Here is a 13,637-nt window from a genome sequence, read left to right on the forward strand (position 1 = left end):
CTATTCAGCAGCGTCAGTAGATGTTTCAGTTTCAGCAGCTGGAGCTTCAGTAGCTTCATCACCTTTTTTTGCTTTTCCACCACGACGGCTTTTAGCTTTTTTAACTTCTTTTTTACCTCCATTATAAAGTTCATTGAAATCTACAAGTTCGATCATTGCCATATCAGCATTATCTCCCAAACGATTTCCAACTTTAATGATACGAGTGTATCCACCTGGACGGTCTCCTACTTTAGCAGCTACGTCTCTGAATAAATCAGTTACGGCATATTTGCTACGTAAATAAGCAAAAACAATACGACGATTGTGAGTCGTATCTGATTTTGATTTTGTTATTAAAGGCTCAACAAATTGTTTAAGCGCTTTTGCTTTAGCAACAGTAGTGTTAATACGTTTGTGCTCAATAAGAGAACAAGCCATATTAGCTAACATAGATTTTCTATGTGCTGTCTGTCTGCTTAAGTGGTTGAATTTTTTTCCGTGTCTCATGACGTGTATTTTTATACTTTCATCTTGATACTATCCGCTTTGGAGATCAAAATATGAAGTAATTTATTCTTTATCTAATTTGTATTTCGCTAAGTCCATACCGAAGGTTAAATTCTTAACAGCAACTAGTTCATCTAGTTCAGTTAAAGATTTTTTACCAAAATTACGGAATTTCATTAGGTCATTTTTATTGAAAGATACTAAATCTCCAAGTGTATCAACTTCAGCCGCTTTCAAACAATTTAATGCTCTAACAGATAAATCCATATCAACAAGCTTAGTTTTAAGCAATTGTCTCATATGTAATGATTCTTCATCATACGATTCTGTTTGTGCAATTTCATCAGCCTCAAGTGTAATTCTTTCATCAGAGAACAACATGAAGTGGTGAATTAAAACTTTAGCAGCTTCAGTAAGGGCATCTTTTGGATTAATAGAACCATCAGTTTTAATTTCAAAAACTAATTTTTCATAATCTGTTTTTTGCTCTACACGGAAGTTTTCTATTGCATATTTTACATTTTTTACCGGAGTAAAAATAGAATCTGTAAAAATGGTTCCAATTGCAGCATTCTGTTTTTTGTTCTCTTCAGCAGGAACATATCCTCTACCTTTTTCGATTGTTAAATCGAAATTCAGTTTGATTTTACTATCTAAATTACAAATTACTAGTTCTGGATTCAAAACTTGGAAACCTGAGATAAATTTTTGAAAATCACCAGCTGTTAATTGATCTTTACCAGAAACAGAAATAGTAACTGCTTCATTATCTATATCTTCAATTTGACGTTTAAAACGTACCTGTTTAAGATTAAGAATAATTTCGGTAACGTCTTCAACAACTCCTGAAATAGTAGAAAACTCATGATCTACACCTTCTATGCGAACAGATGTAATTGCATAACCTTCTAATGCTGAAAGCAAAACTCTTCTAAGTGCATTACCAACGGTTAATCCGTATCCTGGTTCTAAAGGTCTGAATTCAAACTTTCCTTCAAAATCAGTTGAATCAATCATGATAACTTTATCGGGCTTCTGAAAATTAAATATTGCCATAAATTTCGACTAAGTCAATTATTATTTGTTGTACAACTCTACGATTAATTGTTCTTTAATGTTTTCTGGAATTTGAAGTCTAGCAGGTACAGAAACAAAAGTACCTTCTTTAACGTCATTATTCCAAGTAATCCATTCATAAACATGACTTGAATTAGATAAAGAACGTTCGATTGCTTCTAAAGATTTAGACTTTTCACGAACAGCAACTTTATCACCAGGTTTAAGGTGGTAAGAAGCTATATTTACAACATCACCGTTTACAGTGATGTGTCTGTGAGAAACTAATTGTCTAGCACCTCTACGAGATGGAGCAATACCCATTCTGAATACTACGTTATCTAATCTAGCTTCACATAATTGTAAAAGAACTTCACCAGTAACTCCTTTAGTAGCTGATGCTTTTTTAAATAAACCTCTGAATTGTTTTTCTAAAATTCCATAAGAATATTTAGCTTTTTGCTTTTCCATTAACTGGATTGCATATTCAGATTTTTTACCTCTTTTTTTGGCCATCCCGTGTTGTCCAGGTGGGTAGCTTCTTCTTTCGAATGCTTTGTCATCTCCGAATATTGCTTCGCCAAATTTACGAGCAATTCTAGTTTTTGGACCAGTATATCTTGCCATTTCTAAAAAATTAAATTAAGGTAGAGATTATGAATTCAGGTCATATCCTTCGATAATCGTATATTCTACCTAGTTATACTTAAATATATTATTAAACTCTACGTCTTTTTGGAGGACGACATCCATTGTGAGGCATTGGAGTAACATCGATAATCTCTGTAACTTCAATTCCACCGTTATGTAAAGATCGAATAGCAGACTCACGTCCGTTACCTGGTCCTTTAACATAAACTTTCACTTTTTTAAGTCCTGCTTCAAGAGCTACTTTACTACAATCTTCTGCTGCCATTTGAGCCGCGTATGGAGTGTTCTTTTTAGAACCTCTAAAACCCATTTTACCAGCTGAAGACCAAGAAATAACTTCACCTTTTTTGTTTGTCAAAGAAATGATGATGTTATTGAAGGTAGCAGAAATATGAGCTTCTCCCGTTGATTCAACGATAACTTTACGTTTTTTTGCAGTTGCTTTAGCCATATTACTTATTATTTAGTTGCTTTTTTCTTGTTCGCAACAGTTTTTCTTTTACCTTTTCTAGTTCTAGAGTTATTCTTAGTTCTTTGCCCTCTTAAAGGAAGACCAGTTCTATGACGAATACCTCTATAACAACCAATATCCATTAAACGTTTGATGTTTAAAGAAACTTCAGAACGTAATTCTCCTTCAATTTTAAATGAACCAACTACTTCACGAATTGCTCCGATTTCGTCATCATTCCAATCTTGAACTTTTTTGTCTTGGCTTACTTGAGCTTTTTCTAAAATCTCAATAGCTCTACTTTTTCCTAATCCGAAGATGTAGGTAAGTGCTATAACACCTCTCTTATTTTTTGGGATATCTACCCCTGCTATTCTTGCCATAATTATCCTTGTCTTTGTTTAAATCTAGGATTCTTTTTGTTTATAACGTACAATCTCCCTTTTCTACGCACAATTTTGCACTCGGGACTTCTCTTTTTTACTGATGCTCTAACTTTCATAGTGAATATCCTTTAATATCTATAAGTAATTCTTGCTTTTGACAAATCGTAAGGGCTCATTTCTAATTTCACTTTATCACCAGGTAATAATTTGATGTAATGCATACGCATTTTTCCAGAAATATGAGCAATTACAATATGTCCGTTCTCTAATTCTACACGGAACATAGCATTTGATAATGCTTCAATGATCGATCCGTCTTGTTCTATTGCTGATTGTTTTGCCATAAAATTAAGCTACTGCTTTTCTATTTTTTCCACTTTTCATTAAACCGTCATAATGTTTGTTTAACAAATATGAATTGATTTGTTGAATTGTATCAATTGCAACACCAACCATAATGATTAATGAGGTACCCCCAAAAAACATTGCCCAAGATTGTTGAACATCCATAACACTTACAACAATCGCTGGGAACACAGCTATTAAAGCAAGAAATAAAGATCCTGGGAAAGTTATCAATGACATCACTTTATCTAAAAATTCTGAAGTTTCAACTCCTGGTCTAACACCTGGAATAAAACCACCACTTCTCTTTAGATCATCTGACATTTTATTAGTAGGAACAGTAATCGCAGTATAAAAGAATGTAAATACAACAATTAATGTTGCAAACAATAAATTATACCAAAAACCGAACATATTACTAAAAGCGCCAGCAATTGATTGTGATGCATCTGATTTTGATAACCCAGCAACTGCAGCAGGTATAAACATAATTGCTTGAGCAAAAATAATAGGCATAACTCCAGAAGCATTAAGCTTTAAAGGAATCCATTGTCTGTTACCACCCATTAAATCTTGTTCATAATCACCTGATGTAGTACGACGTGCATACTGAACTGGTATTTTTCTAATTGCCATAGTTAATAAAACACAGGCAACAATAACTAAAAGCCAAATAATAATTTCAATAACCAATAACATTGGTCCACCGTTGTTATTTGTAACTCTAGTTGTAAATTCTTGTATAAATGCTTGAGGAAATCTTGCAAGTATACCGACCATAATTAAAAGTGATATACCATTTCCAATTCCTTTGTCAGTTATTTTTTCTCCTAACCACATGGCAAAAATTGTACCTGTAACTAAGATAACTACTGAAGAAAATAAGAATTCAAAAGAATTAAACCCTAATAAAAATGCACTACTAGGTAAAGTTCTATATAGATTATAGATGTAAGTTGGGCCTTGAAGTAGAGTAATCCCTATCGTCAACCAACGTGTTATCTGATTAATCTTTTTTCTACCACTTTCACCGTCACTTTGTAATTTTTGCAAATAAGGAATAGCAATTCCCATTAACTGAACTACAATAGATGCCGAGATGTAAGGCATAATTCCTAGAGCAAAAACAGACGCTTTAGAGAATGCACCACCAGTAAACATATCTAAAATAGATCCAATACCACTTTTGGTTTGGCCAGCTAAACTTGTTAATTGTGTTGCATCGATTCCCGGCAGCGTAACATGTGCTCCAAAACGATAAACTAAAAGCAGACCTAATGTAATTAGGATTCTGTTTTTTAGTTCCTCGATTTTCCAAACATTGCTTATTGATTCAATAAATTTCTTCATAAATTGAAAAATTATATTGTCACAGCTTCTCCACCAGCAGCTTCAATAGCAGCTTTTGCAGTAGCAGTAAATTTGTGAGCGGTTACTTTTAATTTTGCTTTCAATTCTCCTCTTCCTAAAATCTTAACAATTTCATTTTTAGTAGCTAAACGATTTGCAACATATGTTGTCATATCGATAGAATCAGTTACGATTCCATTATCTACTAATAACTGGATTGTATCTAGATTAACACCTTCGTAATCTTTACGGTTGATGTTTGTGAAACCAAACTTAGGCACACGTCTTTGAAGTGGCATTTGCCCTCCCTCAAAACCAATCTTTTTAGAATAACCAGAACGAGATTTTGCTCCTTTGTGACCTCTTGCAGAAGTACCACCTTTTCCAGAACCTTCTCCTCTACCTAATCTTTTATTTTGATTGTGCGTTGACCCTTCAGCTGGTTGTAAGTTACTTAAATTCATAACAGTATTTGTTATTTAGCTTCCTCTACAGAAACTAAGTGTTTAACTTTGTTTATCATCCCAAGGATTGCAGGGTTTGAGTCATGTTCTACAACTTGACCCATTTTACGTAGACCTAAAGCCTCTAATCCTCTTTTTTGATCAAGTGGACAGTTGATTTTACTTCTAACTTGTTTTACTAATAATTTAGCCATAATTTCCTTGAATTAACCTTTAAAAACTTTTTCTAAAGAAACCCCTCTTTGTTTTGCAACACTGTAAGCGCTTCTCATTTGTAATAAAGCATCAAAAGTTGCTTTAACTACGTTGTGAGGATTTGAAGATCCTTGTGATTTAGATAATACATCGTGAATACCTACTGATTCAAGAACTGAACGAACAGCTCCACCAGCAATAACTCCTGTACCATGAGAGGCAGGAATTAAAAATACACGTGCACCACCAAATTTACCTTTTTGTTCGTGTGGAACTGATTGTCCATTTAAAGGAATTTTTACTAAATTTTTCTTAGCATCTTCTACTGCTTTCGCAATTGCTTCAGAAACATCTTTAGATTTTCCTAATCCATGTCCTACAACACCATTTTCATCACCTACAACTACAATAGCAGAAAAACCAAAAGCTCTACCTCCTTTTGTAACCTTAGTAACACGATTAACACTCACCAAACGATCTTTTAATTCAAGACCAGTTGGTTTTACTAACTCTACATTCTTGTATTTATTAGACATAATATATTAGAATTTAAGTCCAGCCGCTCTCGCGCCTTCTGCTAATGATTTAATACGCCCATGATACAAGTAACCTCCTCTATCGAATGTCACCACTTCTATCCCAGCTTTTAATGCTTTTTCTGCAACTAGTTTCCCAACTGCAGTAGCAACCTCTACGTTCGTACCTTTTCCTATTTCTTTTTCTCTTGAAGAAGCAGCTAATAAAGTAACTCCATTTACGTCATCAATAAGTTGCGCGTATATTTCTTTGTTACTTCTAAAAACAGATAGTCTTGGATTTGTAGTAGTACCACTAATCGTTTTTCTAATTCTGAATCTAATTCTCTGTCTTCTTTCAGGTTTTGTTAATGACATAATCTCTTATTTTTTAAGCTGATTTACCTGCTTTTCTTCTTAATACTTCACCCACAAACTTAACACCTTTCCCTTTATACGGCTCAGGCTTACGGAAACCTCTAATCTTTGCCGCTACTTGACCTAAAAGTTGTTTATCAATTGATGTTAACTTTACTATTGGGTTTTTTCCTTTTTCAGATATTGTTTCAAGAGTTACTTCAGGAGCAATATCTAAAACAATATTATGAGAATATCCAAGAGCTAAATCTAGTTTTTGACCTTGATTTGAAGCTCTATAACCAACACCTACCAATTCTAAAGATTTTGTAAAACCATCAGTAACACCTAAAATCATGTTATTGATTAATGATCTATATAAACCATGTTTTGCTCTTTGGTCTTTATGATCAGATGATCTATCAACTTGGACTTGATCACCTTCAACTGTTACAGTAACGTCCGAGAACTCCTGAGTTAGTTGACCGTTTTTTCCTTTTACTGTAATAATACCGTCTTTAACTTCTACAGTTACGCCAGCAGGGATTACAATTGGGCTTTTACCTATTCTTGACATCTTATAGTCTTTTTATTAGTATACGTAACAAATTACCTCTCCACCAACATTAAGTTGTTTTGCTTTCTTTCCAGTCATCAAACCTTTTGACGTAGAAACGATAGCAATTCCTAATCCATTAAGGATTCTTGGAATAGAAGAAGAACTTGAATATTTACGTAAACCTGGTTTACTAATTCTTTGGATATCTTTAATTACTGACTCCTTAGTATCTTTATCATACTTCAAAGCAATTTTGATTGAACCCTGAACAGCGTTGTCTTCAAATTTGTAACTTAAGATATAACCTTGATCAAATAAGATCTTAGTTATTTCTTTTTTTAGATTAGATGAAGGAATTTCGACAACTTTGTGGTTTGCAGCCACAGCGTTTCTAACCCTTGTTAAATAATCTGCAATAGGATCTGTATACATATGTATAAATTTGCGATTATGGTTTTCTTTAGACTTTCTAAAGAACCTTTAACCAATTAAAATTCAATTTTTTACCAACTAGCTTTTTTCACGCCTGGTATCAATCCATTATTAGCCATTTCACGAAATGTAACACGTGAAACACCGAATTGACGCATATACCCTCTTGGTCTACCTGTTAATTTACATCTATTATGTAAACGAACTGGCGAAGCATTTTTCGGTAACTTTTGCAAACCTACGAAATCTCCAGCTTCTAACAAAGCTTTTCTTTTCTCAGCATACTTTGCTACCGTTTTTTCTCTCTTAACCTCACGGGCTTTCATTGATTCTTTAGCCATATCTTAATTCTTTTTAAAAGGTAATCCTAGTTCAGTTAACAATGACTTTGCTTCCTTATCTGTCTGAGCAGTAGTAACAAAAGTAATATCCATCCCTGAAATTTTGTTTACTTTATCAATATCAATTTCTGGAAAAATGATCTGTTCTAAAACACCAAGGTTATAGTTTCCTCTTCCATCAAAACCTGTAGCTTTAATCCCACTAAAATCCCTTACACGCGGTAAAGCAGAAGTAATAAGTCTATCTAAAAACTCATACATTCTCTCTCCACGTAAAGTAACTTTTGCTCCAATTGGCATCCCTTTTCTTAATTTGAATGACGCAACGTCTTTCTTTGAGATAGTAGATACTGCTTTTTGTCCAGTAATTTTAGTCAATTCATCAACTGCATAGTCGATTAATTTTTTATCAGAAACTGCTGCTCCAACTCCACGGCTTAAAACGATTTTTTCCAATTTTGGAACTTGCATTACGTTTACATATCCGTACTCTTCTTTAAGAGCAGAGATAACTCTACTCTTATATTCTTCTTTCAATCTAGGTGTATACGCCATTACTATAGTACTTGATTAGATTTTTTTGAAAATCTTACTTTCTTATCTCCTTCAACTCTAACTCCAGTTCTAGTTGCTTCCTTAGTTTTAGGATCAATTAGAGAGACATTAGATATTTGAATAGAAGCTTCTTTTTTCACAATACCACCTTGAGGGCTTTTTGCACTTGGTTTCGTATGTTTAGAAACCATGTTTACACCTTCTACGATAGCTTTGTTTTTCTCACGGTCAACACGTAATACTTTACCTTCAGAACCTTTATGGTCTCCAGCAATTACTCTTACAATGTCACCTGTTTTTATTTTTAGCTTTATCATCTTAAAACGAATTAAAGCACTTCTGGTGCTAATGATACAATTTTCATGAATTGTTTTTCACGAAGTTCTCTTGCTACGGGTCCAAAAACACGAGTTCCTCTCATTTCACCTGCAGCGTTCAAAAGAACACATGCATTGTCATCGAAACGGATATAAGAACCATCGGCTCTTCTCACTTCTTTTCTGGTACGTACAACAACTGCAGTTGAAACAGCTCCTTTTTTAACGCTTCCGTTAGGAGTTGTATCTTTGATAGAAACTACAATCTTGTCACCAACAGAGGCATACCTTCTTTTGGTACCTCCTAAAACACGGATAGTTAAAACTTCCTTTGCTCCAGTGTTATCTGCTACTTTTAGTCTTGATTCTTGTTGTACCATAATTATTTAGCTCTTTCTAGGATTTCAACTAATCTCCAACATTTAGATTTACTTAAAGGACGCGTTTCGCTAATTCTTACAGTATCTCCAATATTACAGTCGTTTGTTTCGTCGTGTGCAACATATTTCTTTGTTTTCAACACGAACTTACCGTATAATGGGTGTTTTACTTTACGAACTTCTGCAACAACAATAGATTTATCCATTTTGTCTGAAGTTACAACACCAATTCTCTCTTTTCTTAAATTTCTTTTTTCTTCCATCTTTCAGCAGATTACAATTATTGTAACTCTCTTTTTGTAAGTTCTGTAGCTAATCTTGCAACTGTTCTTCTTACACCTCTAATTTGAAGTGGATTCTCAATTGGAGAAATAGCGTGAGCCATTTTTAGGTCGGCATATGCCTTCTTAGTTTGACTAAGTTTTTCTTGCAACTCCGCTGCAGAAAGATCTTTTATTTCTGATTGTTTCATAATATAATATAGATTATGCTTCGAAATCTCTAGCAACAACGAATTTAGTTTTTACTGGAAGCTTTTGAGCTGCAAGACGTAACGCCTCTTTTGCAACTGACAAAGGAACTCCTCCAACTTCAAACATAATTCTTCCGGGTTTAACAACGGCAGCCCAATACTCAACTGCACCTTTACCTTTACCCATACGTACCTCAAGAGGCTTCTTAGTAATTGGTTTGTCTGGAAATATTTTGATCCATAATTGCCCCTCTCTTTTCATAAAACGAGTTGCAGCGATACGCGCAGCTTCAATTTGACGAGAAGTTAGAAACATACCATTTTCATGTACAGATTTAATACCAAACATTCCATTAGAAAGTTCATGCCCTCTTCCAGAGTTCCCTTTCATTTTACCTTTTTGTACCTTACGGTATTTTGTTCTTTTAGGCTGTAACATTTTTCTTTAATTTAAAAATTACTTTCTTTTACGAGCGTCTGGTTTACCACCTTTGTTAAAGTTAGATTTTCCACGAGGAGAATCACCACCTTTTCCACCAGATTGTTTCTTGTCCATTCCAGCAAGTGGAGAAAGATCTCTCTTTCCGTAAACTTCACCTTTCATGATCCACACTTTGATACCCATTCTACCATAAGTAGTATGCGCCTCAGCAAGTGCATAATCAATATCAGCTCTGAAAGTTGATAAAGGAACTCTTCCTTCTTTGAAACCTTCTGAACGAGCCATCTCAGCACCATTCAAACGACCAGAAATCAAAACTTTGATACCTTCAGCGTTCATACGCATAGAAGCAGCAATAGCCATTTTGATTGCACGTCTGTAAGAAATTCTGCTTTCGATTTGACGGCAGATACTTGTTGCAACTAAATAAGCATCAAGTTCAGGTCTTTTAATTTCAAAGATGTTGATTTGAACCTCTTTGTCAGTAATTTTCTTAAGTTCTTCTTTTAACTTGTCTACCTCTTGCCCACCTTTCCCAATAATGATACCAGGTCTAGCTGTAGTGATAGTAACGGTTACAAGTTTCAAAGTTCTCTCGATGATTACTTTTGATACACTAGCTTTTGATAAACGAGCATGGATATACTTTCTGATTTTATGATCTTCGGCAAGTTTATCACCATAATCATTTCCACCATACCAGTTTGAGTCCCATCCTCTGATGATACCAAGTCTATTTCCAATTGGATTTGTCTTTTGTCCCATCTTGTATTAAATTGCTTGTGTGTTATTAATAGATCCAAGCACGATTGTTACGTGATTAGAACGTTTTCTAATTCTGTGTGCACGACCTTGTGGAGCCGGACGAAGTCTTTTCAACATCATTCCACCATCTACTCTGATCTCCTTAACAAATAAACCTGCTTCTTCCATATTAGCATCAGGGTTTTTTGCTTGCCAGTTGGCAATAACAGATAAAACCAATTTCTCTAATTTTCTTGAAGCTTCTTTAGAACTAAATCTTAATATGTTAAGTGCTCTTTCTACCTTCTGACCTCTTACCAAGTCCGCTACTAAGCGCATTTTTCTAGGTGAAGTAGGGCAGTTATTCAATTTCGCGAAAGCAATAGACTTATTAGCCTCTTTTCTCGCATCTGCTGTTTCTCTTTTACGAACTCCCATTGCTTCTTATTTTTTACCTTTATTTTTTGCTCCAGCATGACCTCTAAAAGATCTAGTTGGTGAAAATTCTCCTAATTTGTGACCTACCATGTTTTCAGTTACATAAACCGGTACAAATTGACGACCGTTATGAACTGCGATAGTTTGACCAACAAAGTCTGGAGTAATCATAGAAGCTCTAGACCATGTCTTTACAACTCCTTTATTCCCACCTGCTATGTTTTCTTGAACTTTCTTGTCTAACTTATAATGAACGAAAGGTCCTTTTTTTAATGAACGTGCCATATCTTATTATTTCTTTCTACGTTCTACGATATACTTGTTACTCGGGTTTTTCTTAGAACGAGTTCTATAACCTTTTGCTGGTATTCCATTTCTTGAACGTGGATGTCCACCAGAAGAACGTCCTTCACCACCACCCATTGGGTGATCGACAGGGTTCATTGCAACAGGTCTTGTTCTAGGTCTTCTACCTAACCATCTTGTTCTACCTGCTTTTCCAGATACAACTAATTGATGATCAGAATTAGAAACCGCTCCAATTGTAGCCGAACATGTTAACAAGATTAATCTTGTTTCACCAGAAGGCATTTTAATAGTAGCGTATTTCCCATCTCTTGCCATTAACTGAGCAAATGTACCAGCAGAACGAGCAATAACAGCTCCCTGACCTGGACGTAACTCAATACAAGAGATTACAGTTCCTAATGGAATTTTACTCAATGGTAACGTGTTACCAATTTCTGGCTGAGATTCTGGTCCTGAAACTAATTTCTGACCAACCTTCAATCCATTTTGAGCAATAATATAAGTTTTCTCACCATCAGCATAAGCTAACAAAGCGATAAACGCAGTACGATTTGGATCATATTCTATTGATTTCACAGTAGCAGGAATTCCTTCCTTAGTACGTTTGAAATCAATAATACGATATCTCTGCTTGTGACCACCACCCGTATAACGCATGGTCATCTTTCCTTGACTATTTCTACCTCCAGAGTTTTTTATCGGCGCTATCAAAGAGCGTTCCGGCTTATCAGTTGTAATGGCGTCATAACCATTCACAACTCTAAATCGCTGACCTGGGGTAATAGGTTTTAATTTTCTTACTGACATTTTTCTATCTTAGATATTGTTGTAAAAATCAATTGTTTCTCCTTCTTTTACTTGAACAATTGCTTTCTTAATTGCATTTGTTTTTCCAGTAATTAAACCACTTTTAGTGTATTTTGTAGTTCTATCCGGTCTTACGTTCATCGTGTTAACACTCAAAATAGTTACACCATAAGCAGCTTCAACAGCTTTCTTAATCTCAACTTTATTTGCTTTTTTGTTAACAACAAATCCGAAGCGGTTTAAAACTTCACTTTCTTTGGTTACTTTTTCTGTTACTATAGGTTTAATTATGATACTCATATCCTATTATTTACTTAAATTTTCTTCAATTACTTCCAAAGAACTCTCTAAAAGCACTAAATTATTAGCGTTTAATATAGCATAAGTGCTTAATTCTAAGCTACTTACAACACTAGCCGCTTTTAAATTGCGTGACGACAAATATACGTTTTTATTCGTATTACCCAACACAAACAGCGATTTTTTATTCTCTAACTCTAAAGCCTTCAAAACATTAATGAAATTTTTAGTGTTTGGAGCATCAAAACTAAAGTCTTCTAGAACAATAATATTTGACTCTTTTGCTTTCATTGAGAAAGCAGATTTTCTTGCTAAACGCTTCAAGTTTTTATTCAATTTAAATGAATAACTTCTTGGTCTAGGTCCAAAAACCGTTCCCCCACCTTTAAACAATGGATTTTTAATACTTCCCGCACGAGCAGTACCTGTTCCTTTTTGCTTTTTAATCTTACGTGTACTTCCCGCAACTTCAGCTCTTTCTTTAGCCTTGTGCGTTCCTTGTCTTTGATTAGCTAAGTATTGCTTAACATCAAGGTATACAGCGTGATTATTTGGTTCAATTGCGAATACTGAATCAGAAAGTTGAACTTTTCTCCCAGTATCTTTTCCGTTGAAATCTACTACTTTTACTTCCATTACTTGTGAATGATTACATAAGAGTTATTATGACCAGGAACACATCCTTTGATCACAAGTAGGTTCTTTTCAGTAACTACTTTTAAAACTCTAAGGTTTTGAATGTTTACATTTTCTCCTCCCATACGTCCAGCCATACGCATTCCTTTGAATACTCTAGATGGATATGAAGAAGCTCCTACAGAACCTGGCGCTCTTAAACGGTTATGTTGACCATGAGTTGCTTGACCAACACCACCAAAACCGTGACGTTTAACAACCCCTTGAAAACCTTTACCTTTAGATACACCTTGTACATCTACAAATTCTCCTTCTACAAACATAGAGACATCAATAAGATCCCCTAATTTTTGTTCTGTTGCAAAATTTTGGAATTCAACGACTTTTTTCTTAGCTACAGTTCCCGCTTTTTTAAAGTGACCTAAAGCCGCTTTAGTGGAATGTTTCTCGTTTTTGTCATCGAAACCCAGTTGCAACGCTTCGTACCCGTCAACACCTTTGGTTCTGACTTGGGTAACAACACAAGGACCAGCTTCGATTACTGTACAAGGAATGTTTTTCCCGTTTTCATCAAAAATGCTAGTCATGCCGATTTTTCTACCAATTAACCCAGACATAAATATTAATTATTAATTATTAAATATAA

28 protein-coding genes are annotated in these 13,637 nt (G+C 34.7%); all 28 read right to left on the bottom strand.

Going from position 1 to position 13,637, the window contains the following annotated elements; translation table 11 throughout:
- Nucleotides 1–489: a 50S ribosomal protein L17 gene (gene rplQ, locus ACVEGE_RS03995; RefSeq protein WP_187017216.1), complete on the bottom strand. Its 489-nt coding sequence runs from the start codon at nt 487–489 to the stop codon at nt 1–3.
- Between the two features lie 63 nt (nt 490–552).
- Nucleotides 553–1,545, bottom strand: a complete 993-nt coding sequence (locus ACVEGE_RS04000) for a DNA-directed RNA polymerase subunit alpha (protein WP_026706997.1) — start codon at nt 1,543–1,545, stop codon at nt 553–555.
- A 21-nt stretch (nt 1,546–1,566) separates the two neighbouring features.
- Nucleotides 1,567–2,172 carry a 30S ribosomal protein S4 gene (gene rpsD / locus ACVEGE_RS04005; protein ID WP_066334062.1) on the bottom strand — a complete coding sequence of 202 codons (606 nt, stop codon included), beginning with the start codon at nt 2,170–2,172 and terminating at the stop codon, nt 1,567–1,569.
- Nucleotides 2,173–2,263: 91 nt separating this feature from the next.
- Nucleotides 2,264–2,647 carry a 30S ribosomal protein S11 gene (gene rpsK, locus ACVEGE_RS04010; protein ID WP_024981527.1) on the bottom strand — a complete coding sequence of 128 codons (384 nt, stop codon included), beginning with the start codon at nt 2,645–2,647 and terminating at the stop codon, nt 2,264–2,266.
- A gap of 8 nt (nt 2,648–2,655) precedes the next feature.
- Complete coding sequence (rpsM, locus tag ACVEGE_RS04015) at nt 2,656–3,030, bottom strand: 30S ribosomal protein S13 (RefSeq protein WP_173852664.1); 375 nt, start codon at nt 3,028–3,030, stop codon at nt 2,656–2,658.
- Between the two features lie 2 nt (nt 3,031–3,032).
- Nucleotides 3,033–3,149 carry a type B 50S ribosomal protein L36 gene (ykgO, locus tag ACVEGE_RS04020; protein WP_008992256.1) on the bottom strand — a complete coding sequence of 39 codons (117 nt, stop codon included), beginning with the start codon at nt 3,147–3,149 and terminating at the stop codon, nt 3,033–3,035.
- Between the two features lie 12 nt (nt 3,150–3,161).
- Nucleotides 3,162–3,377, bottom strand: coding sequence for a translation initiation factor IF-1 (gene infA, locus ACVEGE_RS04025; protein ID WP_007136545.1), 216 nt, complete (start codon nt 3,375–3,377; stop codon nt 3,162–3,164).
- A 4-nt stretch (nt 3,378–3,381) separates the two neighbouring features.
- The gene (gene secY / locus ACVEGE_RS04030; protein WP_173852662.1) at nt 3,382–4,728 is read right to left on the bottom strand and encodes a preprotein translocase subunit SecY; all 1,347 of its coding nucleotides are present in this window, start codon (nt 4,726–4,728) and stop codon (nt 3,382–3,384) included.
- A gap of 11 nt (nt 4,729–4,739) precedes the next feature.
- Nucleotides 4,740–5,192 carry a 50S ribosomal protein L15 gene (gene rplO, locus ACVEGE_RS04035; protein ID WP_173852660.1) on the bottom strand — a complete coding sequence of 151 codons (453 nt, stop codon included), beginning with the start codon at nt 5,190–5,192 and terminating at the stop codon, nt 4,740–4,742.
- 11 nt (nt 5,193–5,203) lie between these two features.
- Nucleotides 5,204–5,386, bottom strand: a complete 183-nt coding sequence (gene rpmD, locus ACVEGE_RS04040) for a 50S ribosomal protein L30 (RefSeq protein ID WP_026707002.1) — start codon at nt 5,384–5,386, stop codon at nt 5,204–5,206.
- A gap of 12 nt (nt 5,387–5,398) precedes the next feature.
- On the bottom strand, nt 5,399–5,923 hold the full coding sequence (gene rpsE / locus ACVEGE_RS04045) for a 30S ribosomal protein S5 (protein WP_026707003.1): 525 nt from the start codon (nt 5,921–5,923) through the stop codon (nt 5,399–5,401).
- A gap of 6 nt (nt 5,924–5,929) precedes the next feature.
- Nucleotides 5,930–6,280: a 50S ribosomal protein L18 gene (gene rplR, locus ACVEGE_RS04050; RefSeq protein WP_173852659.1), complete on the bottom strand. Its 351-nt coding sequence runs from the start codon at nt 6,278–6,280 to the stop codon at nt 5,930–5,932.
- Nucleotides 6,281–6,293: 13 nt separating this feature from the next.
- On the bottom strand, nt 6,294–6,836 hold the full coding sequence (gene rplF / locus ACVEGE_RS04055; RefSeq protein ID WP_173852657.1) for a 50S ribosomal protein L6: 543 nt from the start codon (nt 6,834–6,836) through the stop codon (nt 6,294–6,296).
- A gap of 15 nt (nt 6,837–6,851) precedes the next feature.
- The gene (gene rpsH, locus ACVEGE_RS04060) at nt 6,852–7,250 is read right to left on the bottom strand and encodes a 30S ribosomal protein S8 (protein ID WP_192500705.1); all 399 of its coding nucleotides are present in this window, start codon (nt 7,248–7,250) and stop codon (nt 6,852–6,854) included.
- A gap of 71 nt (nt 7,251–7,321) precedes the next feature.
- Nucleotides 7,322–7,591 (bottom strand): 30S ribosomal protein S14, encoded by a 270-nt coding sequence (rpsN, locus tag ACVEGE_RS04065; protein WP_126745308.1) that lies wholly within the window; start codon nt 7,589–7,591, stop codon nt 7,322–7,324.
- A gap of 3 nt (nt 7,592–7,594) precedes the next feature.
- Nucleotides 7,595–8,146: a 50S ribosomal protein L5 gene (gene rplE / locus ACVEGE_RS04070; protein WP_173852655.1), complete on the bottom strand. Its 552-nt coding sequence runs from the start codon at nt 8,144–8,146 to the stop codon at nt 7,595–7,597.
- Nucleotides 8,147–8,148: 2 nt separating this feature from the next.
- Complete coding sequence (rplX, locus tag ACVEGE_RS04075; RefSeq protein WP_173852654.1) at nt 8,149–8,463, bottom strand: 50S ribosomal protein L24; 315 nt, start codon at nt 8,461–8,463, stop codon at nt 8,149–8,151.
- Between the two features lie 11 nt (nt 8,464–8,474).
- Complete coding sequence (rplN, locus tag ACVEGE_RS04080) at nt 8,475–8,843, bottom strand: 50S ribosomal protein L14 (RefSeq protein WP_007136556.1); 369 nt, start codon at nt 8,841–8,843, stop codon at nt 8,475–8,477.
- Between the two features lie 2 nt (nt 8,844–8,845).
- Nucleotides 8,846–9,106: a 30S ribosomal protein S17 gene (gene rpsQ, locus ACVEGE_RS04085; RefSeq protein ID WP_072945395.1), complete on the bottom strand. Its 261-nt coding sequence runs from the start codon at nt 9,104–9,106 to the stop codon at nt 8,846–8,848.
- 17 nt (nt 9,107–9,123) lie between these two features.
- Nucleotides 9,124–9,315 (bottom strand): 50S ribosomal protein L29, encoded by a 192-nt coding sequence (gene rpmC / locus ACVEGE_RS04090; RefSeq protein WP_026707011.1) that lies wholly within the window; start codon nt 9,313–9,315, stop codon nt 9,124–9,126.
- A gap of 13 nt (nt 9,316–9,328) precedes the next feature.
- Nucleotides 9,329–9,754 (bottom strand): 50S ribosomal protein L16, encoded by a 426-nt coding sequence (gene rplP, locus ACVEGE_RS04095; protein ID WP_173852652.1) that lies wholly within the window; start codon nt 9,752–9,754, stop codon nt 9,329–9,331.
- 18 nt (nt 9,755–9,772) lie between these two features.
- Nucleotides 9,773–10,522 carry a 30S ribosomal protein S3 gene (rpsC, locus tag ACVEGE_RS04100; RefSeq protein ID WP_026707012.1) on the bottom strand — a complete coding sequence of 250 codons (750 nt, stop codon included), beginning with the start codon at nt 10,520–10,522 and terminating at the stop codon, nt 9,773–9,775.
- Nucleotides 10,523–10,528: 6 nt separating this feature from the next.
- Nucleotides 10,529–10,939 (bottom strand): 50S ribosomal protein L22, encoded by a 411-nt coding sequence (rplV, locus tag ACVEGE_RS04105; RefSeq protein WP_173852650.1) that lies wholly within the window; start codon nt 10,937–10,939, stop codon nt 10,529–10,531.
- 6 nt (nt 10,940–10,945) lie between these two features.
- Entirely contained in the window at nt 10,946–11,224 is a 279-nt protein-coding gene (gene rpsS, locus ACVEGE_RS04110; RefSeq protein ID WP_007136562.1) for a 30S ribosomal protein S19, read from the bottom strand.
- Between the two features lie 6 nt (nt 11,225–11,230).
- Nucleotides 11,231–12,055: a 50S ribosomal protein L2 gene (gene rplB / locus ACVEGE_RS04115; protein ID WP_026707014.1), complete on the bottom strand. Its 825-nt coding sequence runs from the start codon at nt 12,053–12,055 to the stop codon at nt 11,231–11,233.
- A 9-nt stretch (nt 12,056–12,064) separates the two neighbouring features.
- The gene (rplW, locus tag ACVEGE_RS04120; RefSeq protein WP_026707015.1) at nt 12,065–12,355 is read right to left on the bottom strand and encodes a 50S ribosomal protein L23; all 291 of its coding nucleotides are present in this window, start codon (nt 12,353–12,355) and stop codon (nt 12,065–12,067) included.
- A gap of 6 nt (nt 12,356–12,361) precedes the next feature.
- Entirely contained in the window at nt 12,362–12,991 is a 630-nt protein-coding gene (gene rplD, locus ACVEGE_RS04125) for a 50S ribosomal protein L4 (protein WP_173852648.1), read from the bottom strand.
- Nucleotides 12,991–13,608, bottom strand: coding sequence for a 50S ribosomal protein L3 (gene rplC / locus ACVEGE_RS04130; protein WP_026707017.1), 618 nt, complete (start codon nt 13,606–13,608; stop codon nt 12,991–12,993). The genes rplD and rplC overlap by 1 nt, the downstream gene beginning before the upstream one ends.
- Nucleotides 13,609–13,637 lie beyond the last annotated feature (29 nt).

Source organism: Flavobacterium sp. PL002 (assembly GCF_054165825.1).